Source organism: Streptomyces hundungensis (assembly GCF_003627815.1).
Lineage (GTDB): Bacteria > Actinomycetota > Actinomycetes > Streptomycetales > Streptomycetaceae > Streptomyces > Streptomyces hundungensis_A.
Map to the genome: position 1 here is coordinate 4,873,333 of NZ_CP032698.1, position 20,985 is coordinate 4,894,317.

The 20,985-nt window shown below is 73.3% G+C and carries 20 protein-coding genes; 10 read left to right on the forward strand and 10 right to left on the reverse strand.

The window, feature by feature from the left end; all coding sequences use genetic code 11:
- The first annotated feature begins 32 nt into the window (after positions 1 to 32).
- Positions 33 to 824, forward strand: a complete 792-nt coding sequence (locus DWB77_RS21725) for a hypothetical protein (protein ID WP_162952588.1) — start codon at positions 33 to 35, stop codon at positions 822 to 824.
- Positions 825 to 902: 78 nt separating this feature from the next.
- Here DWB77_RS21725 and DWB77_RS21730 read toward each other — a convergent pair whose 3' ends face one another.
- The 4 genes from DWB77_RS21730 to DWB77_RS21745 form a co-directional block, all read right to left on the reverse strand.
- The gene (locus DWB77_RS21730) at positions 903 to 1,493 is read right to left on the reverse strand and encodes a flavin reductase family protein (RefSeq protein WP_120722835.1); all 591 of its coding nucleotides are present in this window, start codon (positions 1,491 to 1,493) and stop codon (positions 903 to 905) included.
- An 85-nt stretch (positions 1,494 to 1,578) separates the two neighbouring features.
- A complete protein-coding gene (locus tag DWB77_RS21735) occupies positions 1,579 to 2,460 on the reverse strand; it encodes an enoyl-CoA hydratase/isomerase family protein (RefSeq protein ID WP_120722836.1) in 882 nt (293 codons plus the stop codon).
- Between the two features lie 48 nt (positions 2,461 to 2,508).
- Complete coding sequence (locus DWB77_RS21740) at positions 2,509 to 4,734, reverse strand: acetate--CoA ligase family protein (RefSeq protein ID WP_120722837.1); 2,226 nt, start codon at positions 4,732 to 4,734, stop codon at positions 2,509 to 2,511.
- Positions 4,735 to 5,706: 972 nt separating this feature from the next.
- Complete coding sequence (locus DWB77_RS21745) at positions 5,707 to 6,831, reverse strand: flavin-containing monooxygenase (protein WP_120722838.1); 1,125 nt, start codon at positions 6,829 to 6,831, stop codon at positions 5,707 to 5,709.
- 160 nt (positions 6,832 to 6,991) lie between these two features.
- On the opposite strand from DWB77_RS21745, the gene DWB77_RS21750 reads away from it, so the two are divergent.
- The 3 genes from DWB77_RS21750 to DWB77_RS21760 are packed head-to-tail and all read left to right on the forward strand — an operon-like array spanning position 6,992 to position 8,548.
- A complete protein-coding gene (locus DWB77_RS21750; protein WP_120722839.1) occupies positions 6,992 to 7,453 on the forward strand; it encodes a DoxX family protein in 462 nt (153 codons plus the stop codon).
- Entirely contained in the window at positions 7,450 to 7,935 is a 486-nt protein-coding gene (locus DWB77_RS21755; protein ID WP_174248600.1) for a Zn-ribbon domain-containing OB-fold protein, read from the forward strand. Before DWB77_RS21750 ends, DWB77_RS21755 begins: the two co-directional genes overlap by 4 nt.
- Before the next feature lie 40 nt (positions 7,936 to 7,975).
- Positions 7,976 to 8,548: a GNAT family N-acetyltransferase gene (locus tag DWB77_RS21760; protein WP_120722840.1), complete on the forward strand. Its 573-nt coding sequence runs from the start codon at positions 7,976 to 7,978 to the stop codon at positions 8,546 to 8,548.
- 52 nt (positions 8,549 to 8,600) lie between these two features.
- Here the strand turns inward: DWB77_RS21760 and DWB77_RS21765 are convergent, their stop codons facing one another.
- On the reverse strand, positions 8,601 to 9,251 hold the full coding sequence (locus DWB77_RS21765; RefSeq protein WP_120722841.1) for a pyridoxine/pyridoxamine 5'-phosphate oxidase: 651 nt from the start codon (positions 9,249 to 9,251) through the stop codon (positions 8,601 to 8,603).
- A 474-nt stretch (positions 9,252 to 9,725) separates the two neighbouring features.
- Positions 9,726 to 10,910, reverse strand: a complete 1,185-nt coding sequence (locus DWB77_RS21770; protein WP_120722842.1) for a thiolase C-terminal domain-containing protein — start codon at positions 10,908 to 10,910, stop codon at positions 9,726 to 9,728.
- A 188-nt stretch (positions 10,911 to 11,098) separates the two neighbouring features.
- Here DWB77_RS21770 and DWB77_RS21775 point away from each other — a divergent pair, with 188 nt between their 5' ends.
- Both DWB77_RS21775 and DWB77_RS21780 read left to right on the forward strand, forming a co-directional pair.
- On the forward strand, positions 11,099 to 12,286 hold the full coding sequence (locus tag DWB77_RS21775; RefSeq protein WP_120722843.1) for an acyl-CoA dehydrogenase family protein: 1,188 nt from the start codon (positions 11,099 to 11,101) through the stop codon (positions 12,284 to 12,286).
- A 38-nt stretch (positions 12,287 to 12,324) separates the two neighbouring features.
- Positions 12,325 to 12,780: a nitroreductase/quinone reductase family protein gene (locus DWB77_RS21780; RefSeq protein WP_120728085.1), complete on the forward strand. Its 456-nt coding sequence runs from the start codon at positions 12,325 to 12,327 to the stop codon at positions 12,778 to 12,780.
- A gap of 141 nt (positions 12,781 to 12,921) precedes the next feature.
- Here DWB77_RS21780 and DWB77_RS21785 read toward each other — a convergent pair whose 3' ends face one another.
- Entirely contained in the window at positions 12,922 to 13,569 is a 648-nt protein-coding gene (locus DWB77_RS21785) for a TetR family transcriptional regulator (protein ID WP_120722844.1), read from the reverse strand.
- A 401-nt stretch (positions 13,570 to 13,970) separates the two neighbouring features.
- Between DWB77_RS21785 and DWB77_RS21790 the strand changes: the two genes are divergently transcribed.
- The 3 genes from DWB77_RS21790 (at position 13,971) to DWB77_RS21800 (ending at position 18,149) form a co-directional block, all read left to right on the forward strand.
- Positions 13,971 to 14,762: a VOC family protein gene (locus tag DWB77_RS21790; RefSeq protein ID WP_120722845.1), complete on the forward strand. Its 792-nt coding sequence runs from the start codon at positions 13,971 to 13,973 to the stop codon at positions 14,760 to 14,762.
- Positions 14,763 to 14,915: 153 nt separating this feature from the next.
- Positions 14,916 to 17,264 (forward strand): PQQ-binding-like beta-propeller repeat protein, encoded by a 2,349-nt coding sequence (locus tag DWB77_RS21795; protein ID WP_120722846.1) that lies wholly within the window; start codon positions 14,916 to 14,918, stop codon positions 17,262 to 17,264.
- 96 nt (positions 17,265 to 17,360) lie between these two features.
- Positions 17,361 to 18,149 carry a putative protein N(5)-glutamine methyltransferase gene (locus DWB77_RS21800; protein WP_120722847.1) on the forward strand — a complete coding sequence of 263 codons (789 nt, stop codon included), beginning with the start codon at positions 17,361 to 17,363 and terminating at the stop codon, positions 18,147 to 18,149.
- Between the two features lie 43 nt (positions 18,150 to 18,192).
- Here DWB77_RS21800 and DWB77_RS21805 read toward each other — a convergent pair whose 3' ends face one another.
- Positions 18,193 to 18,987 carry a hypothetical protein gene (locus DWB77_RS21805; protein ID WP_216826861.1) on the reverse strand — a complete coding sequence of 265 codons (795 nt, stop codon included), beginning with the start codon at positions 18,985 to 18,987 and terminating at the stop codon, positions 18,193 to 18,195.
- Between the two features lie 168 nt (positions 18,988 to 19,155).
- Here DWB77_RS21805 and DWB77_RS37935 point away from each other — a divergent pair, with 168 nt between their 5' ends.
- Entirely contained in the window at positions 19,156 to 19,725 is a 570-nt protein-coding gene (locus DWB77_RS37935; RefSeq protein WP_162952589.1) for a hypothetical protein, read from the forward strand.
- Positions 19,726 to 19,780: 55 nt separating this feature from the next.
- Here the strand turns inward: DWB77_RS37935 and DWB77_RS21815 are convergent, their stop codons facing one another.
- Positions 19,781 to 20,554 (reverse strand): enoyl-CoA hydratase/isomerase family protein, encoded by a 774-nt coding sequence (locus tag DWB77_RS21815; RefSeq protein WP_174248601.1) that lies wholly within the window; start codon positions 20,552 to 20,554, stop codon positions 19,781 to 19,783.
- Positions 20,551 to 20,982 (reverse strand): Zn-ribbon domain-containing OB-fold protein, encoded by a 432-nt coding sequence (locus DWB77_RS21820; RefSeq protein ID WP_120722850.1) that lies wholly within the window; start codon positions 20,980 to 20,982, stop codon positions 20,551 to 20,553. The genes DWB77_RS21815 and DWB77_RS21820 overlap by 4 nt, the downstream gene beginning before the upstream one ends.
- Between the last annotated feature and the right edge of the window lie 3 nt (positions 20,983 to 20,985).

Below are 20,985 nucleotides of genomic sequence, written 5' to 3' on the forward strand. Positions count from 1 at the left end.
GGGTCCGCCCCGCCGGGGGATGGGGGAGTGCCGTGAACGCCCAGAGGCAGAGACGTACGAAGGGCGCCGTGTGGGTCACGGCGCTGCTGTGCGCCGCCGCGACCGCCTGCGGAACGGCCCGGCCCGGCGACCCGGTGGCCGCGGCCCCGGCCGCATCGTCCGCCACGGTGGCCGCCGCCTGCGGCGAGGGGGCGGGTACGGACGGGACGACCGGCGACGGGGCGACGCGGGGTGCGCCCGGGGATCCGGGAGGCGCGGGCCCGGCCACGGAGGACGAGACGGGCACCCCTGGCCCGCCGGCGGACGCGGAAGCGGGGACCCCTGGTCCGCCGACGGACGCGGAAGCGGGCACCCCTGGTCCGCCGACGGACGCGGACCCCGGCACCCCTGGTCCGCCGACGGACGCGGACCCCGGCACCCCTGGTCCGCCGACGGACGCCGACCCCGGTACTCCCGGCCCGCCTACCGACGCGGACCCCGGTGCTCCCGGGGCGCCCACGGACGCCGGTGGCGGTGCGACGGCCTGCCTCCCGGCGGGGTGGTTCGACATGACCCGGGACTTCGTCGACTACTACGCCGGGCACCGCACCAAGGCCGACGACGGGATGTGGCCCTCGGTGGTCGCCGTACGCGTCCACAAGGCGGGCGGGTCCGAGCGGGCCGTGGTGACGGTCAACTTCACTCCCCCCGCGGGCAGCAGCGACTGGGAGGGCCGCCGGGTGGCCGAGGTCTTCGCCGACTGGCGGCGCGACACGTACGACGACAAGGGCGCCCTGCGCGTGGAGACCCGCGGCGGAGTCCTCATCACCGAAGCGTCCTGGTAGCCCCGGCGCGAAAACGTTGCCGAGGACCTGGCGAGGGGGCCGGGCCGTGTAGGGGCGCGGTGAACCGGGCGTCCGGGTTCAGTCGGTGAAGCGCCCGAACCTGCCCCGGTGGAAGAGCAGCGGCGCCACGTCGTCCGTGGCGCCGAGCGCCTCGACGCGGCCGACCACGATGAGGTGGTCCCCGCCGGTGTGGACGGCGTGGACGCGGCAGTCGATCCAGGCCGGTGCGCCGTGCAGCCGGGGCGAGCCGGTCGCGGGCGCGGCGTCGTGGTCGACCCCGGCGAACTTGTCGGCCCCGCTGACCGCGAACCCCCGGCAGAGCGCGCCCTGTTCGGCGCCGAGCACGTTCACGCAGAAGGCCCCGGCGCGGGCGATGCGCGGCCAGGTCGTCGACGTACGGGCCACCATGAAGGCGACCAGGGGCGGGTCGAGGGAGAGCGAGGCGAAGGACTGGCAGGCGAAGCCGGTGGGTCCTGCCGCGTCCTGGGCGGTGATGACGGTGACGCCGCTCGCGAACCCCCCGAGCACCCGCCGGAACTCGCCGGGATCGACCGGTGCCCGCTCGTCGTCCCGGACGGCCCGAAGGTCGGGCCGGGGCAGGAACTCGACGGGCTCGGCGACCGTGGCGGCGCCGACGGACCTGAGGTATCGGACGACGGTGGCCGCCATCCCTGCGTGTCCCATCACATCCCCATTGAACCTGACGGTACGTCAGATAGGAACCCCGGACGCCCGGCGAAACGCGTCAACCGGCTTACAGACCACGGTATTTCGGAGTGCGGCGTGCCACGAATCCAGCCACGCCCTCCTGGGCGTCCCGGGTGGTCATGTTGATCTCCTGGGCCCAGGCTTCGGCGGCGAAGGCGGCGCTCCGGTCGGCGTCGAGGGAGACGTTCACCAGGTGCTTGATGAGGGCGAGCGCACGGGTCGGCCCGGTGGCGAGCCGCTCGGCCCACTCCTTGGCGGTGGCGGCGAGCTCGGCGTCCGGGACCACCCGGTTGACCAGTCCCATGCGCGCGGCGTCGGCCGCCCCCAGCGCGTCCCCGAAGAACATCAGCTCCTTCGCCCGCTGCGGCCCCACCAGGCGCGGCAGCAGATAGGCGCCGCCGCCGTCGGGGACCAGGCCCCGGCGTACGAACACCTCGATGAACCGGGCCGATTCGGCGGCCAGGATCAGATCGCAGGCGAACGCGAGATGGGCGCCGAGGCCGGCGGCGGTCCCGTTGACGGCCGCGATCACCGGTTTCTCGCAGTCGAGTACGGCGGCGATGAGCCTTTGGGCGCCCTGGCGGATGGTGCGGGCGACATCGCCGGCGACGCGTTGACCGGCGGCCGGGGTCGGAGCCGGGGGTGCGTCCGATGCCGGGGCGGGTGTCGTGTCCGGGGCTGGGGCCGGGGCTGGGGCACCGCGCAGGTCGGCGCCCGCGCAGAACCCCTTGCCGACGGCGGTGATCACGACGGCCCGTACGGCGGGGTCGGCGGAGGCCGCGTCGAGCAGCGAGATGATCCGTTCCCGCTGGTCGGGGGTGAGGGCGTTCAGGGCCTCCGGCCGGTTGAGGGTGATCCACGAGACGCCGTTGTCAGTGGCGTGCTGTACCCATGAGTGAGAGGGATCGGTGGGGTCCGTCAAATCCATGGGAGGGCTCCAAGCGGGAGAGGGGGTGGGGGCGTGCGGGGCTGGTGGTCAGCGGCAGACGGCGAGGGCGTCGAGCGCGACGGCGCCCTGTCCGCGCGGAAGCACCACGAGCGGGTTGATGTCCAACTCGGCGATCTCGTCGCCGAGTTCGAGGGCCATGCGCTGGACGCGCAGGACGACTTCGACGAGCGCGTCCACGTCAAGCGGGGGCCCGCCGCGCACCCCGTCGAGGAGCGCCCGCCCCCGCAGCTCGCCGAGCATGTCCCGCGCCTGCTCCTCGCCGAACGGCGGGACGCGCACGGCCGAGTCGCCGAGCACCTCGACCAGTACGCCGCCGAGCCCCACGGTCACCGTGGGCCCGAACAGCGCGTCGTGTGTGACGCCGACGACCATCTCGACGCCGCGCTCGACCATCTGGCAGACCAGGACGCCGTCCAGGTCGATGTCTTCGTACCGAGCGATGTCGGTGAGCTCGCGATAGGCGTCGCGGATTTGACTGGCCGAGGTCAACCCGACCTTGACCAGGCCGAGTTCACTCTTGTGGGCAAGGCGGGCGCCGGAGGCCTTCATGACGACGGGGTAGCCGACGAGCCCCGCCGCCCGCACGGCGGCCGCCGCGCTGGTGACGAGCTGCTCGCGCGGCACCCGGATCCCGTACGCCCGCAGCAGCTGCTTCGCCGCGTGTTCGCTGAGCTGCTGGCCCGGGCGCATCAGGGCCTGCGCCTTGCGGAAGGACGGGGACGGCACGCGGGGCGCCTCGTCGAAGGGGGAGCGGTAGCCGGTGGTGAACCGGTGGTGGGAGAGGTACGCCCGTACCGCGCCGATGCAGTTGGCGAACGTACGGAACGTGGCGACCCGGTCCGAGCCGAGCAGGGTCTCGCGGTAGGCGGACTCGGTGCCGAGCGGCGAGCCCCACACCACGCACACCAGCTTGTCCGTCTGCTCCGCCGCGTCCACCAGGTCCTGCGCGAGCTTGTCGCTCATGGGGGGAAAGGGGCCGGTGATGGGGCAGATCAGCACGCCGACGGACGGGTCGGCGAGGATCGCGTCGATGATCTTCCGCCCGCGCCAGTCGCCGACGGGGTGCCCTCCGTTGTCCACGGGGTTGGCGACGTCGAGGTAGGGCGGTATCCACTCGTGGAGCTCGGCCTGTTTGGCGGGGGAGAGGGTCGGCATGGGAAGCCCGGCGGCGCTGGCGAGGTCGGAGAAGTGCGCCCCCGTGCCGCCGGAGATCGAATAGACGACGACGCCTTCCGCCCGGGGCTTGCGGGCCCGCGCCAACAGGGCGGCGGTGTCCTGGAGTTGGTCGAGTCCGTCGACGCGTATGACGCCGTACTGGCGCATGGCCGCGTCCACGACGTCGTCGGCGCCGGTCAGCTTGCCGGTGTGTGAGGCCGCCATGCGCGCGCCGGTCTCGGTGCGGCCGACCTTGACCGCCACGACGGGGACGCCGGCGCGGGCCGCGCGGTCGGCGGCGAGCAGGAAGGCACGGCCGTCCTTGAGCCCCTCCACGTAACAGGCGATGGCGCCGACCTCGGGTTGTTCGGCGAAGTAGGAGATGAAGTCGGCGGTTTCGAGGTCGGCCTCGTTGCCGGTGGGTGCCCAGTGCGAGAGACGTACGCCGAGCTCCTGCATCGTGAAGACGGGGCGGCCCTGGTGGCCGGACTGGGTGATGAGGGCGATGGCCGGCCCGTCGAGGTCGTCCCGGAACCTCTCGAACGCGTTGAGGTTGGTGTTGGGCCCGAGCAGCCGCAACCCGGACCGCTTGACGGCGGCGGCCAGCCGCTCCTGGGCGGCGGCGCCCCGTTCGCCGGTCTCGGCGAACCCGGAGGCGAACGCGACGGCGAACTTCACCTTGGCCTCGGCGAGTTCCTCGACGACGGGGAGCGGGTCGCCGACGAGGAGCACCGCGAGGTCGACCTGTTCCGGCAGGTCCGCCACGGAGGCGACACACGGCAGCCCGAAGACGGTGGTACGGGTGGGGTGGACGGGGTGGATGCGGGCGCCGACGCGCTCGGCCCAGTCGATGAGGCGGCGGGTGATGCCGGTGTTGGGGCGGCCCTCCGCGTCGGAGGCGCCGACGACGGCGACGGACTCGGGCCGGAAGAACCGGTCCAGGTCCGGTACGTCGCGGTACAGGGGGCGGCCGCTGACGTCCCGGTCGCCCTCGCCCGCGGCTCTGCCGTGGACGGCGCCGGGGGCGGGCTGCTCGCCGCAGGCGACCACGCGGGCGCGGAAGTCGGTGGTGAGGGTGCCGTGAGTCGATCCGAGCATCGTTCCGCCCCGCTCCTGGTCGATGGTGTCTGGGACTGGGCCGTGCGGCTGCTAACTGACGCATAGTCAGATTACAGAACTGACGGCGTGTCAGGAACAGCCCTGCGAGCAAAGGCTCGGCGCCTGCGGGCGGGGCTCGCCCCAGCGCGCTGGGCCTCCCCCAACTCCCCCTCCCCCCAAACCCGCTGGGCGTTGAGCCCCCCACTTTCCAGCCGCGCTCGCCCACCCACCCACCCGTGCAGCGGGTTGAAGGGTTCGGCCCCTGGGGCTCCGCCCCAGACCCCAGGCATCTCGCCCACCCACCCGCCCGTGCAGGGGGTTGGACAGCCCGGGCCCCTGGGGCTCCGCCCCAGTCCCCGGCCCCTTTGCCCACCCACCCGCCCGTGCAGCGGGTTGAAGAATTCGGCCCCCGGGCTCCGCCCCAGACCCCGGGCGCTTGCCCACCCGCCCGCCCGTAGGCGCAGGGTTGGATGGCCCGGCCCTCCTGGGGCTCCGCCCCAGACCCCGTTCGCGCCTGAAGGGCGCTCGTCCTCAATCTCCCCCAAGGCCTTAAGGGCCAGGGGGGACCCCCATGACAGGCTGAGGTGGCCGATGCGGCCCAGCACCGAGTAGCTAGGGGCGCGGGGAACTGTGCGAGAAGCGGGCACGGTCCGCACACGACAGCGGGTTTTCAGGGGCGCGGGGAACTGCGCGACCAGCCACGCACGGTCTGCGGACGAAGACGGGCCTTGGGGGCGCGGGGAACTGCGCGAGTAGCGAGCACGGTCCGCACATACCGGGGGTTTAGGGGCGCGGGGAACTGCGCGACCGGCCACCCACGGCCCGCAGGCGTGAACGGGTTTTCAGGGGCGCGGGGAACTGCGCGGGACGCGGGTGCGGTTCGCAGGATCGGGAGGGGGTTGGGGGCGCGGGGAACTGCGCAAAAGGCGGGCGCGGGCCGTGCATGGGGTGGGGCGTGGGGTGGGCCCCGGGTTAAGGGGTGAGGGATTTGGCGATTCGGGTGGCGTCCAGGCGGAGCTCCCGCAGCATCCCGCTGATCGGATTCGTGAACCCCGTGAAGTACAGCCCCGACACCCCCCGCCCCCGAGGCCGCCCCCGCGAGTCCAGCACCCCGAGATGCCCGACGAGCCCTTCGAGCCCCCGCCGGTACCCGGTCGCCGCGATGACCACCTCCGGCGACACCCGTGTCCCGTCCGCCAGGAGGACCTTGGCGCCGTCGAAGGAGTCGACCGCCGCGACCGGCTCGACCCGCCCGGCCCGTACCGCGTCGATCAGCCCCGCGTCCTGTACGGGGATGGCCCCTTCCCGGACCCGCGAGTACAGGCCCCCGGCCGGCCGTGGCAGCCCGTACGCGGAGAGGTCCGGCACGGAGAGCCGTTCGGTCACCGAGGCGGCCCGGTCCACGAGGCGTACGGGAAGCCGGCGCACCAGGATGCCGGTCGCCTGCGCGGGCCACCCCGCGGTGGACCGGCGCAGGATGTGCGGCGGCGTCCGCACCGCGAGCCGCACCCGCGCCGCCTCGCCCTCGGCGAGGTCCGCCGCGATCTCCGCCCCGGTGTTGCCGGCCCCGACGACCAGTACGTCCCGCCCCGCGTAGGGGGCGGGATCGCGGTACCGGCTCGCGTGCAGAAGCTCGCCGGTGTACGTCTCGGCGCCGGCCCAGTCGGGAACGTACGGCGTGTGGTTGTACCCGGTGGCCACCACCACCGCCGACGTCGTCAACCGCCGCCCGCCGGTCGCGTACAGGACCCAGCCCTCGCCCTCGGGGCCCCGTTCGACGCGCTCCACCTCGACCCCGGTGACGATCTCCAGCTCGTGGACTTCGGCGTACTTCTCCAGGTAGCGCACCAGGTCGTCCCGGGACACCCACCGCCCGAAGCGGCGCGGAATCCGCAGGCCCGGCAGCGAGGACAGTCGGCGCGTGGTGTGCAGGTGGAGCCGGTCGTAGTGGCGTCGCCAGGACGCGGCCACGGCGTCGGACTTCTCCAGCACCACGGCCCGTACGCCCCGAGCGCCCAGCGCGGCGGCGACGGCGAGACCGCCGGGCCCGGCGCCGATCACATAGACGGGGCTTACGGGAGAGGAGGTGTCGGCCATGAACGCTGAGCGTAATGGCGCGAATACTTGATGGGTCTCGGTCAAGACCGGAATCGGTTGCGATCTGATCACGTACGCCCACCCCTTGCGCACCCGGCCCGGATCCGCTGAACTGACGTACCGTCAGAAACGTGCGACCGTACCGGGAAGGAAGGCCAGGGTGGACTCGATCTGGCTCAGCGGCGCCGAGTGGCTCGCCGTCCTGCGCATCGGACTCGGCCTGTGGTGGCTGGAGAGCTGGCGGCACAAGGACAAGAAGGGCTGGTTCGAGCGCGGCACGGGCATCGCCTGGGCGTCCGACGTCGCCGCCAAGCACCGGTGGAGCGCCGTCCGCAGCGGCTTCGACACCGTGGTCAAACCCCGCCCGAAGGTCATGGCGTACGTGGTCGTCTATGCCGAACTCGCCCTCGGCCTCGGCCTGGTGGCCGGCCTTCTGACCCCCGTCGCCCTCGTCTGCGGGCTGCTCCTCAACCTCCTCTATCTGGTCCTGATGATCCACGACTGGGCGGAGCAGGGGCAGAACGCGATGATGGCGCTCATCTCGCTCGTCGCCCTCGGCGCCATGGCGTGGCAGACCTGGTCCCTGGACGACGCGCTGGGTCTGTTCCGGTGGCGTACGTGAACGCGGCCACGCCCGATGTGGACGCGTTCACCCGCCCCTACTGGGACTCCGCCGCCCAGGGGCGCCTGCTCATCCGGCACTGCGCGGCCTGCGACCGCCCGCACCACTACCCCCGGGAGTTCTGCCCGTACTGCTGGAGCGAGGACGTCCACTGGCGCCCGGCGAGCGGCCGCGCCACGCTCTACACCTGGTCCGTCGTGCACCGCAACGACCTGCCGCCGTTCGGCGACCGGGTCCCGTATGTCGCAGCCGTCGTCGATCTGGCCGAGGGTCCCCGGATGATGACCGAGGTCGTCGGGTGCCCCGAGGCCGATCTGCGGATCGGAATGGAGCTGTACGTGAGGTTCCGGGGCGGCGCGGAAGGTGGCGTCGGCGCGGAAGACGGCGTCGGTGCCGGGGGCGGTGTCACGGTGCCGGTGTTCGGTCCGGCTCCCGTGCCGGTGTTCGGTCCGGCTCCCGTGCCGGGGGCCGGACCCGTGTGACGCGGGGCGAAAGGCAGGGGGCCGGAGGTTCAATGGAGGTATGAAACTCCAGCTCATACCCGCCGACTTGCGCGGCCACGGTCTGCGTCTGCGCGTCTGGCGCGACAATGATGTCGAGCCCTTGCTGCGTGGGGTCACCGACCCCGAGTACCTGCGCTGGAACACCCACAACGCCCCCGTCGAGGACGAGGCGGCCGTCGCGGAACTGCTGCGGCTGCGGGCGTTGGGATGGGCGCGGGGCGAGTTCGCGACGTACTGCGTCACGGACGAGTCCAGTGGGGAGGTGCTGGGCCATGTCGGCCTCAACTCCGTCGACTGGCCGCTGCGTTGCGCCCGGGTCGGGTACTGGACGCTGCCCGAGGCGCGGGGGCGCGGAGTGGCCGGGCACGCCCTGGAGCTGATCACCCGCTGGGCCTTCGACACGGTCGGCCTGCACCGCGTCGAGCTGGGTCACGCGGTGGGCCATCACGTCTCCTGCCGCGTGGCCGAACGGTGTGGGTACCGGGCGGAGGGGACGCTGCGGGGCGCGATGTTCGAGGCCGGGCGCCGGGATGCCTTCCGTGACCTGCATCTGCATGCGCGCCTCGCGACCGACGGGGGCGCGCGGGAGTGAGTTCGTGCGGGGTGGCCCGGCGGCCCCGGTCCCGCCGGTCCGTGGGGCCCGGTTACGGCCAGAGGAGTTCGCGCGTCCAGGCGGAGCCCTCGCGGCGGTAGCGCAGCCGCACGTGTCGGCGTTGGGCGTCGCCCTGGAAGAACTCGACCTCGGTGGGGTCCAGTACGTAGCGGGTCCAGGTGGCCACGGGGGTGAGCGGGTCCGCCTCGGCGCGCTGCCAGGCGTCGGCGTACGCCGCCTCCAACTCCGCGTAGTCGGCGAGCACTTCACTCATGCGACCGACCAGGGCGGCCGCGAGCGCCCCCGTCGAGCGGGCGTGCAGATCGGCCTGGGAGACGGCCGGATCCGACGGGGTCACGTGTCCGCGCACCCGGACCTGGCGGCCCACGACGGGCCAGTAGAAGCCGAGCGCGGCGACGGGGTGCGCGGCGAGCTGGCGTCCCTTCGCGCTGGTGGAGTGCGAGCCGAAGTGCCAGCCGGCGTCGTCGGCGTCGTGCAGCGTGAGGGTGCGGATGTCGGGGTTGCCCTCGGTGTCGACCGTGGCGAGCGACATGGTGTGCGGCTCGGGCTGGCCGGCGGTGGCGGCGTGGGTGAGCCATTGCTGGAAGAGGGGGAGGGGGGTGGGGGGTGCGGTGTCGGGGGTGAAGGGGGGAAGGTCTGTGTCCCAGACGCGGAGGGTGTGCAGAAATTCGCGGAATTCCATGCGCCCATCCTGCCCCCGCCAGACCCCCCCCGTGCGTCCCCGCGCCCCTAACCCCCTGATCGTGTGCGGACCGTGCGTGGCTGGTCGCGCAGTTCCCCGCGCCCCTAAAAACCTCGGTCGTGTGCGGACCGTGTTGCTTCTCGCGCCCGCGCGGCGGAGCCGCATGTGTCACAGCCCCGCGCCCCTAACTACTCGGCGCTGGCCAGCACCTTCAGCCCGTCCGGCGATTGAGGACGAGCGCCGTTCAGGCGCGAACGGGGTCTGGGGCGGAGCCCCAGGGTCCCGGCACCTTCCAACCCTGCGCTTACGGGCGGGTGGGTGGGCGACGTGCCGGGGTCTGGGGCGGAGCCCCAGGGGCCGAACCCTTCAACCCGCTGCACGGGTGGGTGGGTGGGCGAACCCGCCGGGGTCTGGGGCGGAGCCCCAGGGGGCCCGGGCCATGCAACCCCCGTCACGGGCGAGTGCCCCCGGGCGTCAACCCCGGCCCAGAACCAGCGTTCCGGAGGAACAGAACCACCCCCCCGTGCCGGAGGCCACCGCAACCTCCGGCAACCTCCCCCGCCCCACCTGCCCCACCCCCGCCTCCCCCCGAAGCTGCCGCACCGCCTCCACCACCAGAAACAGGCCCCGCATCCCGGGATGGCAGGCCGACAGGCCACCCCCGTCGGTGTTGACCGGCAGCTCGCCGTCCCGTAGCAGCCGGCCCTTCTCCACGAACGCCCCGCCCTCCCCCTTCGCACAGAACCCCAGGTCTTCGAGCGTCACCAGCGTCATGTACGTGAACGCGTCGTAGATCTGGACCACGTCGACATCGGCCGGCCGCACCCCCGCCCGCTCGAAGGCGAGCCGGCCCGAGACCGCCGCGGGGGACACCGTGAAGTCCTCCCACTCCGACATCGTCGTGTGCGACACCGCCGTCCCCGAACCCAGCACCCACACCGGCGCCTTGATGGTGTCGGAGACGTACTCCTCCGCCGCGAGCAGCACCGCGCAGCCGCCGTCGGAGCGGATGCAGCAGTGCAGCTTGGTGAAGGGGTCCGCGATCATCGGCCCGGACAGGACGTCGTCGACGGTGATGGGGTCGCGGAACATCGCGTCCGGGTTGGTCGCGGCGTTGGCCCGCGCCTGCACCGCCACGGACGCCAACTGCTCGATCGTCGTGCCGTACTGGTGCATGTGGCGCCGCGCCGCCATCGCGTACTTGGAGATCAGCGTGTGGCCGTACGGCGCCTCGAACTGGAGCGGGCCCCGCGAGCCGAACGACAGGTTGGAGGTGCGCCGCCCCGCCTTGATGTCCGCGCGCGCGGTCGAGCCGTACACGAGCAGCACCGCGTTGGCGTGCCCGGCGGCGATCGCGTCGGCGGCGTGCGCGGCCATGACCTCCCAGGTGGCGCCGCCGACGGTGGTGGAGTCGACCCAGGTGGGCCGGAGCCCGAGGTACTCGGCGACCCCCACCGGCGCGAGCGTGCCGAGCCCGGCCGAGGCGAATCCGTCGATGACGCCGCGATCGAGCCCCGAGTCGGCGAGGGCGCGCCGGGCGGCCTGGGCGTGCAGGGCGTAGGGGGTGGCGTCGTCCACGCGTCCGGTGTCCGAGAGCGCGACCCCTACGACCGCCACCTTGCGCCGCCGCCGCGTGCGTGAGGGCTGCTGGCTTGGCATGAATCTGACGGTACATCAGATGCCGTGCGGCGGGCAGTGGTTCCCCCCATCACCCGCCCATGCCCGCCCGCCTCGCCCCATCCCCGCCCCATCCCCACCCCCTCCGACCCCTGGGCATCTGCCACCCCCGCCTCTAACATGACGCCCCGTCAGTTCAGGGGCCATGCCCCTGGGGGAGGAGCCCGCCGATGGACGCCACCTTCACCGCGGAACAGGACGCGATCCGCCGCACCCTGCACGAACTGCTCGTCAAACACTGCGGTCCCCAGGACGTCAAGAACGCGGTGCGCACCCCGGCCGGCTACGACGGGAGGCTCTGGGGGCGGCTCGCCACCGAGCTCGGGCTCCCCGGCCTTGCGCTTCCCGAGGCGTACGGGGGCACGGGGTGCACCACCGCCGACCTCGCCCTCGCCTGCGAGGAGACCGGCCGCGCGCTGCTGCCGTCTCCGCTGCTCGCCACCGCCGTCCTCGCCGCCCCGCTCATCACCGCGCTCGGCACCGACGCGCAGAAGGACGCCCTGCTCCCGCCCATCGCCCGCGGCGAGTGCGGCGCCACCCTCACCGTGCCGGGCCCGGGCCTCGCGCTCGCGCTGGGGCTCACCGGCGTCAACACGGACGGCGACTGGGCCGGGGGAGGCCGGGCCGGGGGCGTACAGGCAGGACGGACGCCGCAAGGGGCCTGGCGGCTGTACGGGGAGGCCGACCAGGTCCTGGACGGGCACAGCGCGCGGCTGCTGATCGTCGCCGCGCACACCGGCGGCTTCGCCCGCGGCCGCACCCTCCTCTTCCTCGTGCCCGGTGACGCGGAGGGCCTTCGGCGCACCCGGCGCACCGCGCTCGACGAGACCCGCACCCAAGGCCGCGTACAACTGCGGGACGTGGAAGCACAGTTGCTGGGGGATGACGACTGTGCGCCCGTGGGCGAGGCGCTCGCCGCCGTCGGGCGTACCGCGGCCGCCTGTCTGGCCGCCGAGGCCGTGGGCGCCGCGGGCGAGGCGTTGGAGCGCACCGTCGCGTACGTCAAGGGACGGGAGCAGTTCGGGCGGCCGATCGGCTCGTTCCAGGCGGTCAAGCACCGTCTCGCGGACCTGTATGTGCAGGTCCAGGCGGCCAGATCGGCGGCGTACTACGCGGCCTGGGACCCCGGCGCGGGAGCCCTCGCACTCGCCCAGGGGCTCGACGCGCTGCGTGCCGCAGCCTCGGAAGCCATCCAGTTGCACGGCGGCATCGGGTTCACCTGGGAGCACGAGGCGCACCTCTACTTCAAGCGGGCCGCCGCCGACGAACTGCTCTTCGGGCCCGTGCACCGGTTGCGCGCGCACGCCGCCGAGCAGGCCGGCCTGTTCGACCCGGCCGCCCGCGAGGTGACGGTGTGAACGCCGGCCCCGCCACGACGGCGCCCGGGGTGCGGCTCATGCAGAAGGTGTCCTCGACCCGTGCGTTCGCGAGGATCGCCCCGCACTTCGTCCCCGCGATGGACCGCGCCGTGCACCGCCTCACCCGCGGCCGGGTCATCCTCAGCGCCCGCATGCTGCCCGGGGTGGTGCTCACGGCACGCGGCGCCAAGTCGGGTCTGGCGCGCACCACTCCGCTCGCCTGCATGCCGGAGGCGGGCGGCGACACCTGGGTGCTGATCGGCTCCAACTTCGGGCGGCCCGGACACCCCGCCTGGACCGGGAACCTGCTCGCCCACCCGGATGCGGAGATCAGCTGGCAGGGGCGCGACATCGCGGTACGGGCCCGGCTGCTCGAAGGGGAGGAGCGTGCCGCCGTCTGGCAGGCGGCCCTCAACTTCTGGCCTCCGTACGCCACTTACCAGTCCAGGATCGAGCGCGAGATCCGCCTCTTCCGGCTGGAGCGCAGAGACTGAAGGGGCGGCGAGGGGTAGCGAGGGGCAATGGGTGATGGTTCGTGGCGGGCGCGGACAAGAACGCCGACGGCGGTCTCCTCCTCGCGGAGGTGAACCGCCGTCGGCGCGACAGGACGTGGATATCGGCCGTCGGTCCGACGGCTACTTCGTCGGCTTCTTGCCCGTGATGCCCAGGTGGACCAAGAGGGCCAGATTGGGGCGCAGTTCGGCCTGCTTGACGCCCCAGGTCTGGAACCCCTTCTGGTGCGAGGCCACCGAGGCGAGCATCGCGACGAGGGAGCCCGCCATCGCGGCGGGGCTGACGTCCTTGTCGACCTTGTTCTTGGCCTGGAGCTCGGTGACCGCGTCCGTAAGGGAGTTGGTGACCGAGTTCAGGATCTTCATGCGGATCTTGTAGAAGCGCTTGTCGCCCTCGGCCGCGCCCAGATCGACGACCCTGAGGATCGCGTCGTTCTTGCGCCAGAAGTCGAGGAAGCCCTCCACGAGCTCCTCCGCCGTCTGCCAGCCCGCCCGCCCGGCCCAGGAGCGGCCCTCGACCAGAGCCGTCAACCCGGCGCCCTCCTTGGCCATTTCCTCCGCGATCTCCAGGACGGCGCCCTCGACGTCGGGGAAGTACTGGTAGAAGGTCGCGGGTGAAGTGCCCGCCTTCCGGGCCACGTCGATGACTTTGACGTCCCGGTACGGCGACGAGCTGAGCATCTCACTGAGGCAGTCGAGCAGCTTCTGCCGTGTCGCCTGCCCGCGTCGGCCGGCCACGCGGCCGTCGACGGTGCGTACTTGTCCTGTCATGCCGTCAGCTTACCGAGGGGTGATCGGAGCGCGATTCGGCCGAGTGCAAATGGGGGCCGAGGGGTGATACGTCCCGATGGGAGGTGTGATGTGCGGGGAGAACCGGCCGCCGCGGGTGATCGTCCGGAGGCCGTCCGGAGGCCGTCCGGAGGTCCGATCCGGTGGCTCCCGAGGGGGGCCGGCCGTTCGACGGTCGAGCCCGGCCACTCGAATGGTGTTATCAACACCCTGTGGACAACTTTGGTGGACAAGCCGTGCGGGACTTGACCCCCAGCCCTTTCGTCGACCGAAATCACGCCATATGTTCGAATTGTTCGGCCGCCCCGGGCGTGATGGATCGTTAGCTTGGCCCCGATGCGGCTCCACGACGGGGGCGGTGCGGTCAGGAAGGAATCAGGCGCATGGGCGGATATCCGGAAGGCGCGCCGTGCTGGGCCGATGTCTCGCTGTCCGATCCGGCGGCCGGCAAGAGGTTCTACGGGGAGCTCCTCGGCTGGACCTTCGACGAGGGCGGCGCCGACAAGCAGGGGCACTACACCGGCGCCTTCAAGGACGGGCGGCGCGTCGCGGCCCTCCAGCCCAAGCGCGACGGCCGGATGCCCACCACCTGGACCGTCTACTTCGCCACCCCCGACGCCCGGGCCCTGGCCACCCGCATCCGCGAGGCCGGCGGCCAGCTCATCACCGAGCCGATGCCGGTGCCCCCGCACGGCACCCTTGCGGTCGCCGCCGACCCGGGCGGCGCCGTCTTCGGCCTCTGGCAGGGGGAGGCGCACACCGGGTTCGAGCTGACCCGCGTGCCCGGCTCGTTCTGCTGGACCGAGGTCTACACCCGCGACAAGGACCAGGCCGACGCGTTCTACGAGTCCGTCTTCGGCTATCGCGGTACGAGCCCGGGCAGCGCCGACGAGCTGGGCGCCGACATCCGCACCTGGTCCCTGCCCGGCACCGAGCCCGGCCCCGACACCGCCGTGGGCGCCCGCAGCCTGATGTCGGACGCCTTCCCGGCGGCCCTGCCCGACCACTTCCTCGTGTACTTCCTCGTCGAGGACTGCGACGCGACGGCCGCCGCCTGCACCCGGCTCGGCGGCCGGGTCACCGCCCAGCCGTTCGACATCCGATACGGGCGGATGGCCGTCCTCAACGACAACCAGGGCGCCACCTTCGCCGTTCTCCAGGGTTCAGGCACCTAAGGCCTGTCCGGGATGTCCAAGATCGGGACGAGACATCCCGATCTCGACCCGGGTTGGCCACCGGCCGCCTCCGGCAGGGAGAATCGGAGTGCCGCGTGAGACGCTGCACGGGGCCGCGTTCATGCATGGCCCGTACGGGGAGGTGGCAGGCAAGTGGAGCAGCTGACGCAGCACGACCCGAGGCGGATCGGCCCCTTCGAGGTGCTGGGACGGCTCGGTGCCGGCGGCATGGGTCTTGTCTATCTGGCGCGCTCGGCGTCCGGCCGCCGCGTCGCCATCAAGACGGTGCGCACCGAGCTCGCCGAGGACCAGCTGTTCCGGGTCCGCTTCACCCGTGAGGTGGAGGCGGCCCGCGCCGTCAGCGGCTTCTACACCGCCGCCGTCGTCGACGCCGACCCGCGCGCCCCCGTCCCGTGGCTGGCGACCGCCTATGTCCCGGCGCCCTCCCTCGAAGAAATAGTGAATGAGTGCGGGCCGCTGCCCGCCCAGGCCGTGCGCTGGCTGGCGGCCGGCATCGCCGAGGCCCTCCAGTCCATCCACGGGGCGGGCCTGGTCCACCGTGACCTGAAGCCGTCCAACGTCCTGGTCGTCGAGGACGGGCCCCGCGTGATCGACTTCGGCATCGCGTCCGGGGTCTCCAACACCCGTCTGACCATGACCAACGTGGCGGTGGGCACCCCCGCCTACATGTCGCCCGAGCAGGCCAAGGACTCGCGCAGCGTCACCGGCGCCTCCGACGTGTTCTCGCTCGGCTCGACCCTCGTCTTCGCGGCGACCGGACACGCGCCCTTCCACGGCGCCAACCCGGTCGAGACGGTGTTCATGCTGCTGCGCGAGGGCCCGGACATCACCGGCCTGCCCGACGAGCTGCGCCCGCTCATCGAGTCCTGCATGCAGATGGAGCACCCCAACCGCCCCTCGCCCGAGGACCTCCAGGCGCAGCTCGCGCCCCACCTCTTCGCCTCGGGCTCGGACGACAGCGGCACCGCGTCGGCGTGGCTGCCGCCCCGCTCCGTCGCCATGATCGAGCAGCGCAGGGGCGGCGGCCGCATGCTGGTCGCGCCGCCCGCCGACCCGGCGCCGAGCGCCGTGCGCTCCAACCGCTCGCTGCCCGCGCCGCCGCCCCGGCCCCCGGAGCCCCCGTACGCGGCCCGGCACGCCGGTTCCTCCGTGACCTATCCGCCGGTCCACACCGACGAGCCGGTGCGCCTTCCCGGCGCGAAGGTGCCCATCGGCCCCGGGCCCCGCGCCGCCGACGCGTCCCGGGTGGCCGTCGACGCCGGGCCCGCCACCGGCTGGGTGCGCAGACCCGGCGCGGGCGGCGCGCAGGCCGCGCCCGTGCCGCCGCCGGCGCAGCCGCCGGAGGTGCCGGGCCGCTGGCGCCCCTGGCGCTTTCGCATGTCGAACGACGTGTGGGGGACCCCGGCCGTCGCCGGTGACCTGCTGTACGTGACCTCCTTCGAGGTGCACGCCCTGGACGTGGGCACCGGCCGCCGCCAGTTCAAGACCCGTGACGTGGCGTGGGCGATGGCCGTCGAGGGCGGCCGCATCCACGCCTCCGACGGCCCCACCCTGTACGCCCTGGACGCGACCGACGGCGGCGAGCTGTGGCGGGGTCCCGCGGACGCCTGGGTGTACTCCCTGAAGGCCGACCGCGGCACCGTCGTCACCGGCACCCGGGGCGGCGGCGTACAGGCCTGGGAGGCCGCCAACGGCGAGAAGCTGTGGGAGACGACCGGGGCCCAGACCGACTTCGAGACGCCCGAGGCCGGCCCCACGATCCACGACGGCACCGTCTACCTCTGGAAGGACGCCCGGCTGCGCGCCCTGGACGCCCGCACCGGCGTCGAGCGCTGGTCCTATCCGGTGGGCGACGCGGCCTCCTGCGGCGGCGTCCCCGTCCGGGTCGCGCCCGCCGAGGACGGCTACGTCTATGTCGCGGCGGGCACCCGCGTCGTCGCCATCGACATCTCCTCCGGACACGTCCGCTGGCACTTCGAGGCGCCCGCGGTCTTCCTGTCGCCGCCGACGTTCGCGCCGGGCCCCGCGGTGGCGGGCGGCGGCGTGTACCTCGCCGACTACCTCGGCACGGTGTACGCCCTGGTCGCCGCGACCGGCAAGGACCGCTGGCGCATCGCGACGGAGTCCCGCAACTCCGTGGAGCCGGTCCTGGTGGCCGACGGCAACGTCCACGTCGGCAGCGGCAACGCGCTGTACACCCTGGACGCGGTCACCTCGACGCCCAAGTGGCGCTTCGCCGCGGGCGGCGAGGTGGTGGGCGCCCCCGTCGTCGCCGACGGCCGCATCCACTTCGGCTCGGCCGACCACTGCCTGTACACCCTGGACGCGGCCGGCGGCCAACTGCGCTGGAAGCTCGCGACGGGCGGCGAGATCACCGGCTCGCCCGTGGTGCGCGGCGGGGTCGTCTACGCGTGCAGCAAGGACCGGTGCGTCTACGCGCTGGACGCGGTGAAGGGGACGGCCACGTCCGGATCCCGCTAGGCGCCCGGGGTCCGGGGGGCCGGGTCCAAGGGGTGCGCCTGGGCGCCCTACGCTTAGGGATGTTCCGTACAGCGGCACCGAGAGGGCCCAGCCCGTATGTCAGTTGAGCCGCTCGCGGCGTCCGACGTCATCACCAGACTGCGCGCCGCCGGGTGCGTGTTCGCCGAGGACGAGGCCGAGTTGATATTCGCCACGGCCGAAGGGCCCGGCCAGGTCTCCTCGATGGTCGAGCGCAGGGCCTCCGGCCTTCCCCTCGAACACGTCCTGGGCTGGGCCGAGTTCCATGGACTCAAGGTGGCCGTCGATCCCGGGGTGTTCGTGCCCAGGCGCCGTACCGAGTTCCTGGTGAGCCGGGCGCTCGCCGCCGCCGACGCCTCCCGGCCGGTCGTCGTCGTGGACCTGTGCTGCGGCTCGGGCGCGCTCGGCGCGGCCCTCGCCACCGCGCTGCCGGGGGCCGAACTGCACGCCGCCGACATCGAACCCGCCGCCGTGCGCTGCGCCCGGCGCAACGTCGCCGCGTTCGGCGGCCACGTCTACGAGGGCGACCTCTTCGACCCGCTCCCGGCCACCCTGCGCGGCCGGATCGACATCCTGACGGCCAACGTCCCCTACGTCCCCTCCGGCGAGGTCGGCCTGCTTCCCCCGGAGGCCCGCGAACACGAACCGCTGGTCGCCCTGGACGGCGGCTCGGACGGCCTCGACGTCATGCGCCGCGTCGCCCTCGCCGCCCCGGACTGGCTGGCCCCGGGCGGCATGCTGCTGGTGGAGACCAGCGAGCGCCAGGTGCCGGGCGCCCTAGCGGCGATGTCGGCGGGCGGCCTCACCGCGCGCCTGTCCACCTCGGAGGAGCTGTACGCGCACGTGGTGACCGGCGTACGGGACTGACCCGGCCGCCGGGACCCGCCGTCAGCGCGTGACCCGCGACGGTTCAGTCCCGCGGCGGAGGCGGCTGCGGCCCGCCCTGGCCGGGCTGCCGATAGGGATTCACGGGCGGCGGCCCGGCGTACGGGTGCCGGGGCTCGGGCCCGTGGTGCGGGTTTGCCGAACCGGCCTCGGGCTCGGGCTCGTGTTGCGGGCGGCCGGGGCTGGGCTCGGGCTCGCGCGGGTGTCCGGTCTCGGGTTCGTGTCGCGGGTGTCCTGGCTCGGGCTCGTGCGGGTGTCGGGCGGGCGGCTCGTGGAGGTCCTCGGCCGGCGGCTCGTGACCCCCCGCGCCGGGCGCCCCGTACGGGTGCCGCTCCGGCGACGGCTCGTAAGGGGTGCGGGTGTCCACGCCCGCGACGTCGACGCGGCCGGAGGACTCCGGTCCGACCCTGCGGCGCGGTGGCATCAGGGCCGCCGCGATCAGCAGCAGCAGTCCGCCGCCCAGGGCGATCCCGACGCCCTGCCCGAGTCCGTTTCCGGAGGACTCGACGGTCAGGTGGCCCGCGGCCTGGCCCTGCCGCACCATCCACAGGATCGTGAACCCGAGCACGACGAGACCGGCCACCACCAGCAGGGCCCGGGAACGCAGCACCAAGGCCACCAGCGTCACCAGTGCCGCGAAGGCGAAGGGCAGCAGCATCGAGCCGGCTACCGCCGCCTTGTCGGCGGAGATGCCCGAGAAGAGGTCGTCGATGCGGTAGGCGCTGCCGTGACGGCCGTCGTACCAGGCACGGAAGGGGCTCCAGACGGCGGCCGTCGCTCCGGCGAGAGCGAGGACCGAGCCGAGGGCGTTGCGGACCATCTCTGCGGCCCTCCTCGATAAGAGCGGCTCTCGCCGTCGACGCTACGCCCGGCACGCGCCCACCGCTACCCGGCGCCCCTCCGGCTCGGGGGGCCCGGCTGCCGCACCGGGCCGCTGTTAAGGTGTCGGCCGGTCTTCGGAGGGGGTGGGACGGTGATACGTCGCGGAATGAAATGTGCGGCCATCGCGCTGGGTCTGGGGCTCGCGCTGACCGGATTCTCCAGTCACGGTCACGGCAAGAGCCACAGCTCCGGCGGCGGCTGCTCCAACTCCCACAAGAGCAACGGGAGTTCGAGCACCGATGGAGACAGCAGCAGCGGCAGTACGAGTGACAGCAGCACTAGCGGCACCAGCAGCACCAGTAGCGGATACACCAGTGGCTACAACGGCAACCGCTACGGCAACACCACCACCGGCACGAGCACCACGGGCGGGTCGTCGAGCCGGGGCGCGACATCGGGCGCCACGCCCACTGTCACCGCGACCGTCACCGCCTGTGTGTCGCCGTCCGACAGGCAGGACGTCTCCTCGGTGCGCGTGAGCACCGGCTCCGGCGGCGGCAGCCACCGCTATCTGGTGCGGGTCACCTTCTACGACGCGCTCGGCAAGACCGTCGACGAGGGGTCCGCGCCGGTGACCCTGGGGCCCGGCGCCACCCAGACCGTCAAGGTGGCGATGAGCCACCCCTCCCTGGTGACGCAGGTGAACCACTGCGAGGCGAGCGCGTCGGCCAACTGACCGGCGCCAGGCGCCCAGCACCCACCGGCCCCGTCGGCCCCGCCCGCCCTGCTCCTCAGCGCACCCGGAAATCCTTCGAACGTCGCCGGGTGTAGAGCTCCGCCTGTCGTTCGGGCGGCAGGTTTCCGAGGGCGACGAAGGCGGGGGCGCGGGAGTGGGCCTGGGCGAGGGTGGCTTCCTTCGCGGCCCACAGCGAGCGGACCGTGCCCTGCACGGCCTCGGTCGGGAAGGAGGCGATCGTCTCCGCGCACCGCAGCGCGGCAGCCAACTCCCCTCCAGGGGCCGTGAGTTCGCTGACGAAACCGATCTCGTGCGCCCGCCGCGCCGACATCCGCTCGGCCGTGCCCATCAGGGCGAGCCGGGCCGCCTCCCCGTGCGGCATCCGCAGCGCGAGGTACATGGACTCGTACGCGCTGACCATCCCGTACGTCGTGTGCGGGTCGAAGAACGTGGCGTCCTCTGCGGCGATCACGAACTCGGCCTCGCCCAGCAGATAGAACGCCCCGCCGCAGGCCATCCCGCGCACGGCGGCGACGACCGGCTTCCACAGGTCGTTGGCCTTGGGGCCGATCGCGATCAGGGGATCGTCGGTCGAGTACGGGGACGAGGGCTGGGCCACCTCGGCCGTGCGGTCGATCCCGGTGCAGAACGCCCGCTCGCCCGCGCCCGTCAGGACGACCGCCCGGACGGTGTTGTCACCACGCAACTCCCGCCATACGGAGCCGAGTTGGCGTGCCGCGTCCAGGTCGATGGCGTTGAGGCGTTCGGGCCGGTTCAGGGTGACGACCGCGACGCCGGTCTCCTCGTCGCGGGTCACCAGGACGCTCACGCGCGCTCCAGGAGCCAGCGCGGCACGTTCACCCCGTCGACCTCGGTGAACGCGACCTGCACGCGGGCGCCGATCCTCAGCCGGGCCGGGTCGACCGAGTCGAGCGGGGCGTCCGGTTCGGCGACCACATTGCCGACGAGCCGGATCAGCGGATCCTCGACGAGCTCCACGACCACCGCGTTGTAGGGGGCCTGGGCCGCGTAGTCGGGGAGCAGGGGCGGGTGGGGCAGGACGTACGACCAGATGCGGCCGCGGCCCGACATCCTGCGCCATTCGCTGTCGAAGGAGTGGCAGTGCGGGCAGCACGGGCGGGGCGGGAAGCGGAGCCGGCCGCAGTCGGGGGCGGCGCAGGCCTGGACGCGGAGCTCGCCGAGGGCGGCGTACTCCCAGAAGGGGGCGCCGTCGTCGTCCACCACGGGTGACAGCATGTC

What these genes read in the sequence shown, in the direction of transcription:
- DWB77_RS21730 (WP_120722835.1), bottom strand. Translation starts at nt 1,493, where the DNA reads ATGGCGGCCACCGTCGTCCGATACCTCAGGTCCGTCGGCGCCGCCACG.
- DWB77_RS21735 (WP_120722836.1), bottom strand. Translation starts at nt 2,460, where the DNA reads ATGGATTTGACGGACCCCACCGATCCCTCTCACTCATGGGTACAGCAC.
- DWB77_RS21740 (WP_120722837.1), bottom strand. Translation starts at nt 4,734, where the DNA reads ATGCTCGGATCGACTCACGGCACCCTCACCACCGACTTCCGCGCCCGC.
- DWB77_RS21745 (WP_120722838.1), bottom strand. Translation starts at nt 6,831, where the DNA reads ATGGCCGACACCTCCTCTCCCGTAAGCCCCGTCTATGTGATCGGCGCC.
- DWB77_RS21760 (WP_120722840.1), top strand. Translation starts at nt 7,976, where the DNA reads ATGAAACTCCAGCTCATACCCGCCGACTTGCGCGGCCACGGTCTGCGT.
- DWB77_RS21765 (WP_120722841.1), bottom strand. Translation starts at nt 9,251, where the DNA reads ATGGAATTCCGCGAATTTCTGCACACCCTCCGCGTCTGGGACACAGAC.
- DWB77_RS21770 (WP_120722842.1), bottom strand. Translation starts at nt 10,910, where the DNA reads ATGCCAAGCCAGCAGCCCTCACGCACGCGGCGGCGGCGCAAGGTGGCG.
- DWB77_RS21775 (WP_120722843.1), top strand. Translation starts at nt 11,099, where the DNA reads ATGGACGCCACCTTCACCGCGGAACAGGACGCGATCCGCCGCACCCTG.
- DWB77_RS21780 (WP_120728085.1), top strand. Translation starts at nt 12,325, where the DNA reads ATGCAGAAGGTGTCCTCGACCCGTGCGTTCGCGAGGATCGCCCCGCAC.
- DWB77_RS21785 (WP_120722844.1), bottom strand. Translation starts at nt 13,569, where the DNA reads ATGACAGGACAAGTACGCACCGTCGACGGCCGCGTGGCCGGCCGACGC.
- DWB77_RS21790 (WP_120722845.1), top strand. Translation starts at nt 13,971, where the DNA reads ATGGGCGGATATCCGGAAGGCGCGCCGTGCTGGGCCGATGTCTCGCTG.
- DWB77_RS21800 (WP_120722847.1), top strand. Translation starts at nt 17,361, where the DNA reads ATGTCAGTTGAGCCGCTCGCGGCGTCCGACGTCATCACCAGACTGCGC.
- DWB77_RS21805 (WP_216826861.1), bottom strand. Translation starts at nt 18,987, where the DNA reads ATGGTCCGCAACGCCCTCGGCTCGGTCCTCGCTCTCGCCGGAGCGACG.
- DWB77_RS37935 (WP_162952589.1), top strand. Translation starts at nt 19,156, where the DNA reads ATGAAATGTGCGGCCATCGCGCTGGGTCTGGGGCTCGCGCTGACCGGA.
- DWB77_RS21820 (WP_120722850.1), bottom strand. Translation starts at nt 20,982, where the DNA reads ATGCTGTCACCCGTGGTGGACGACGACGGCGCCCCCTTCTGGGAGTAC.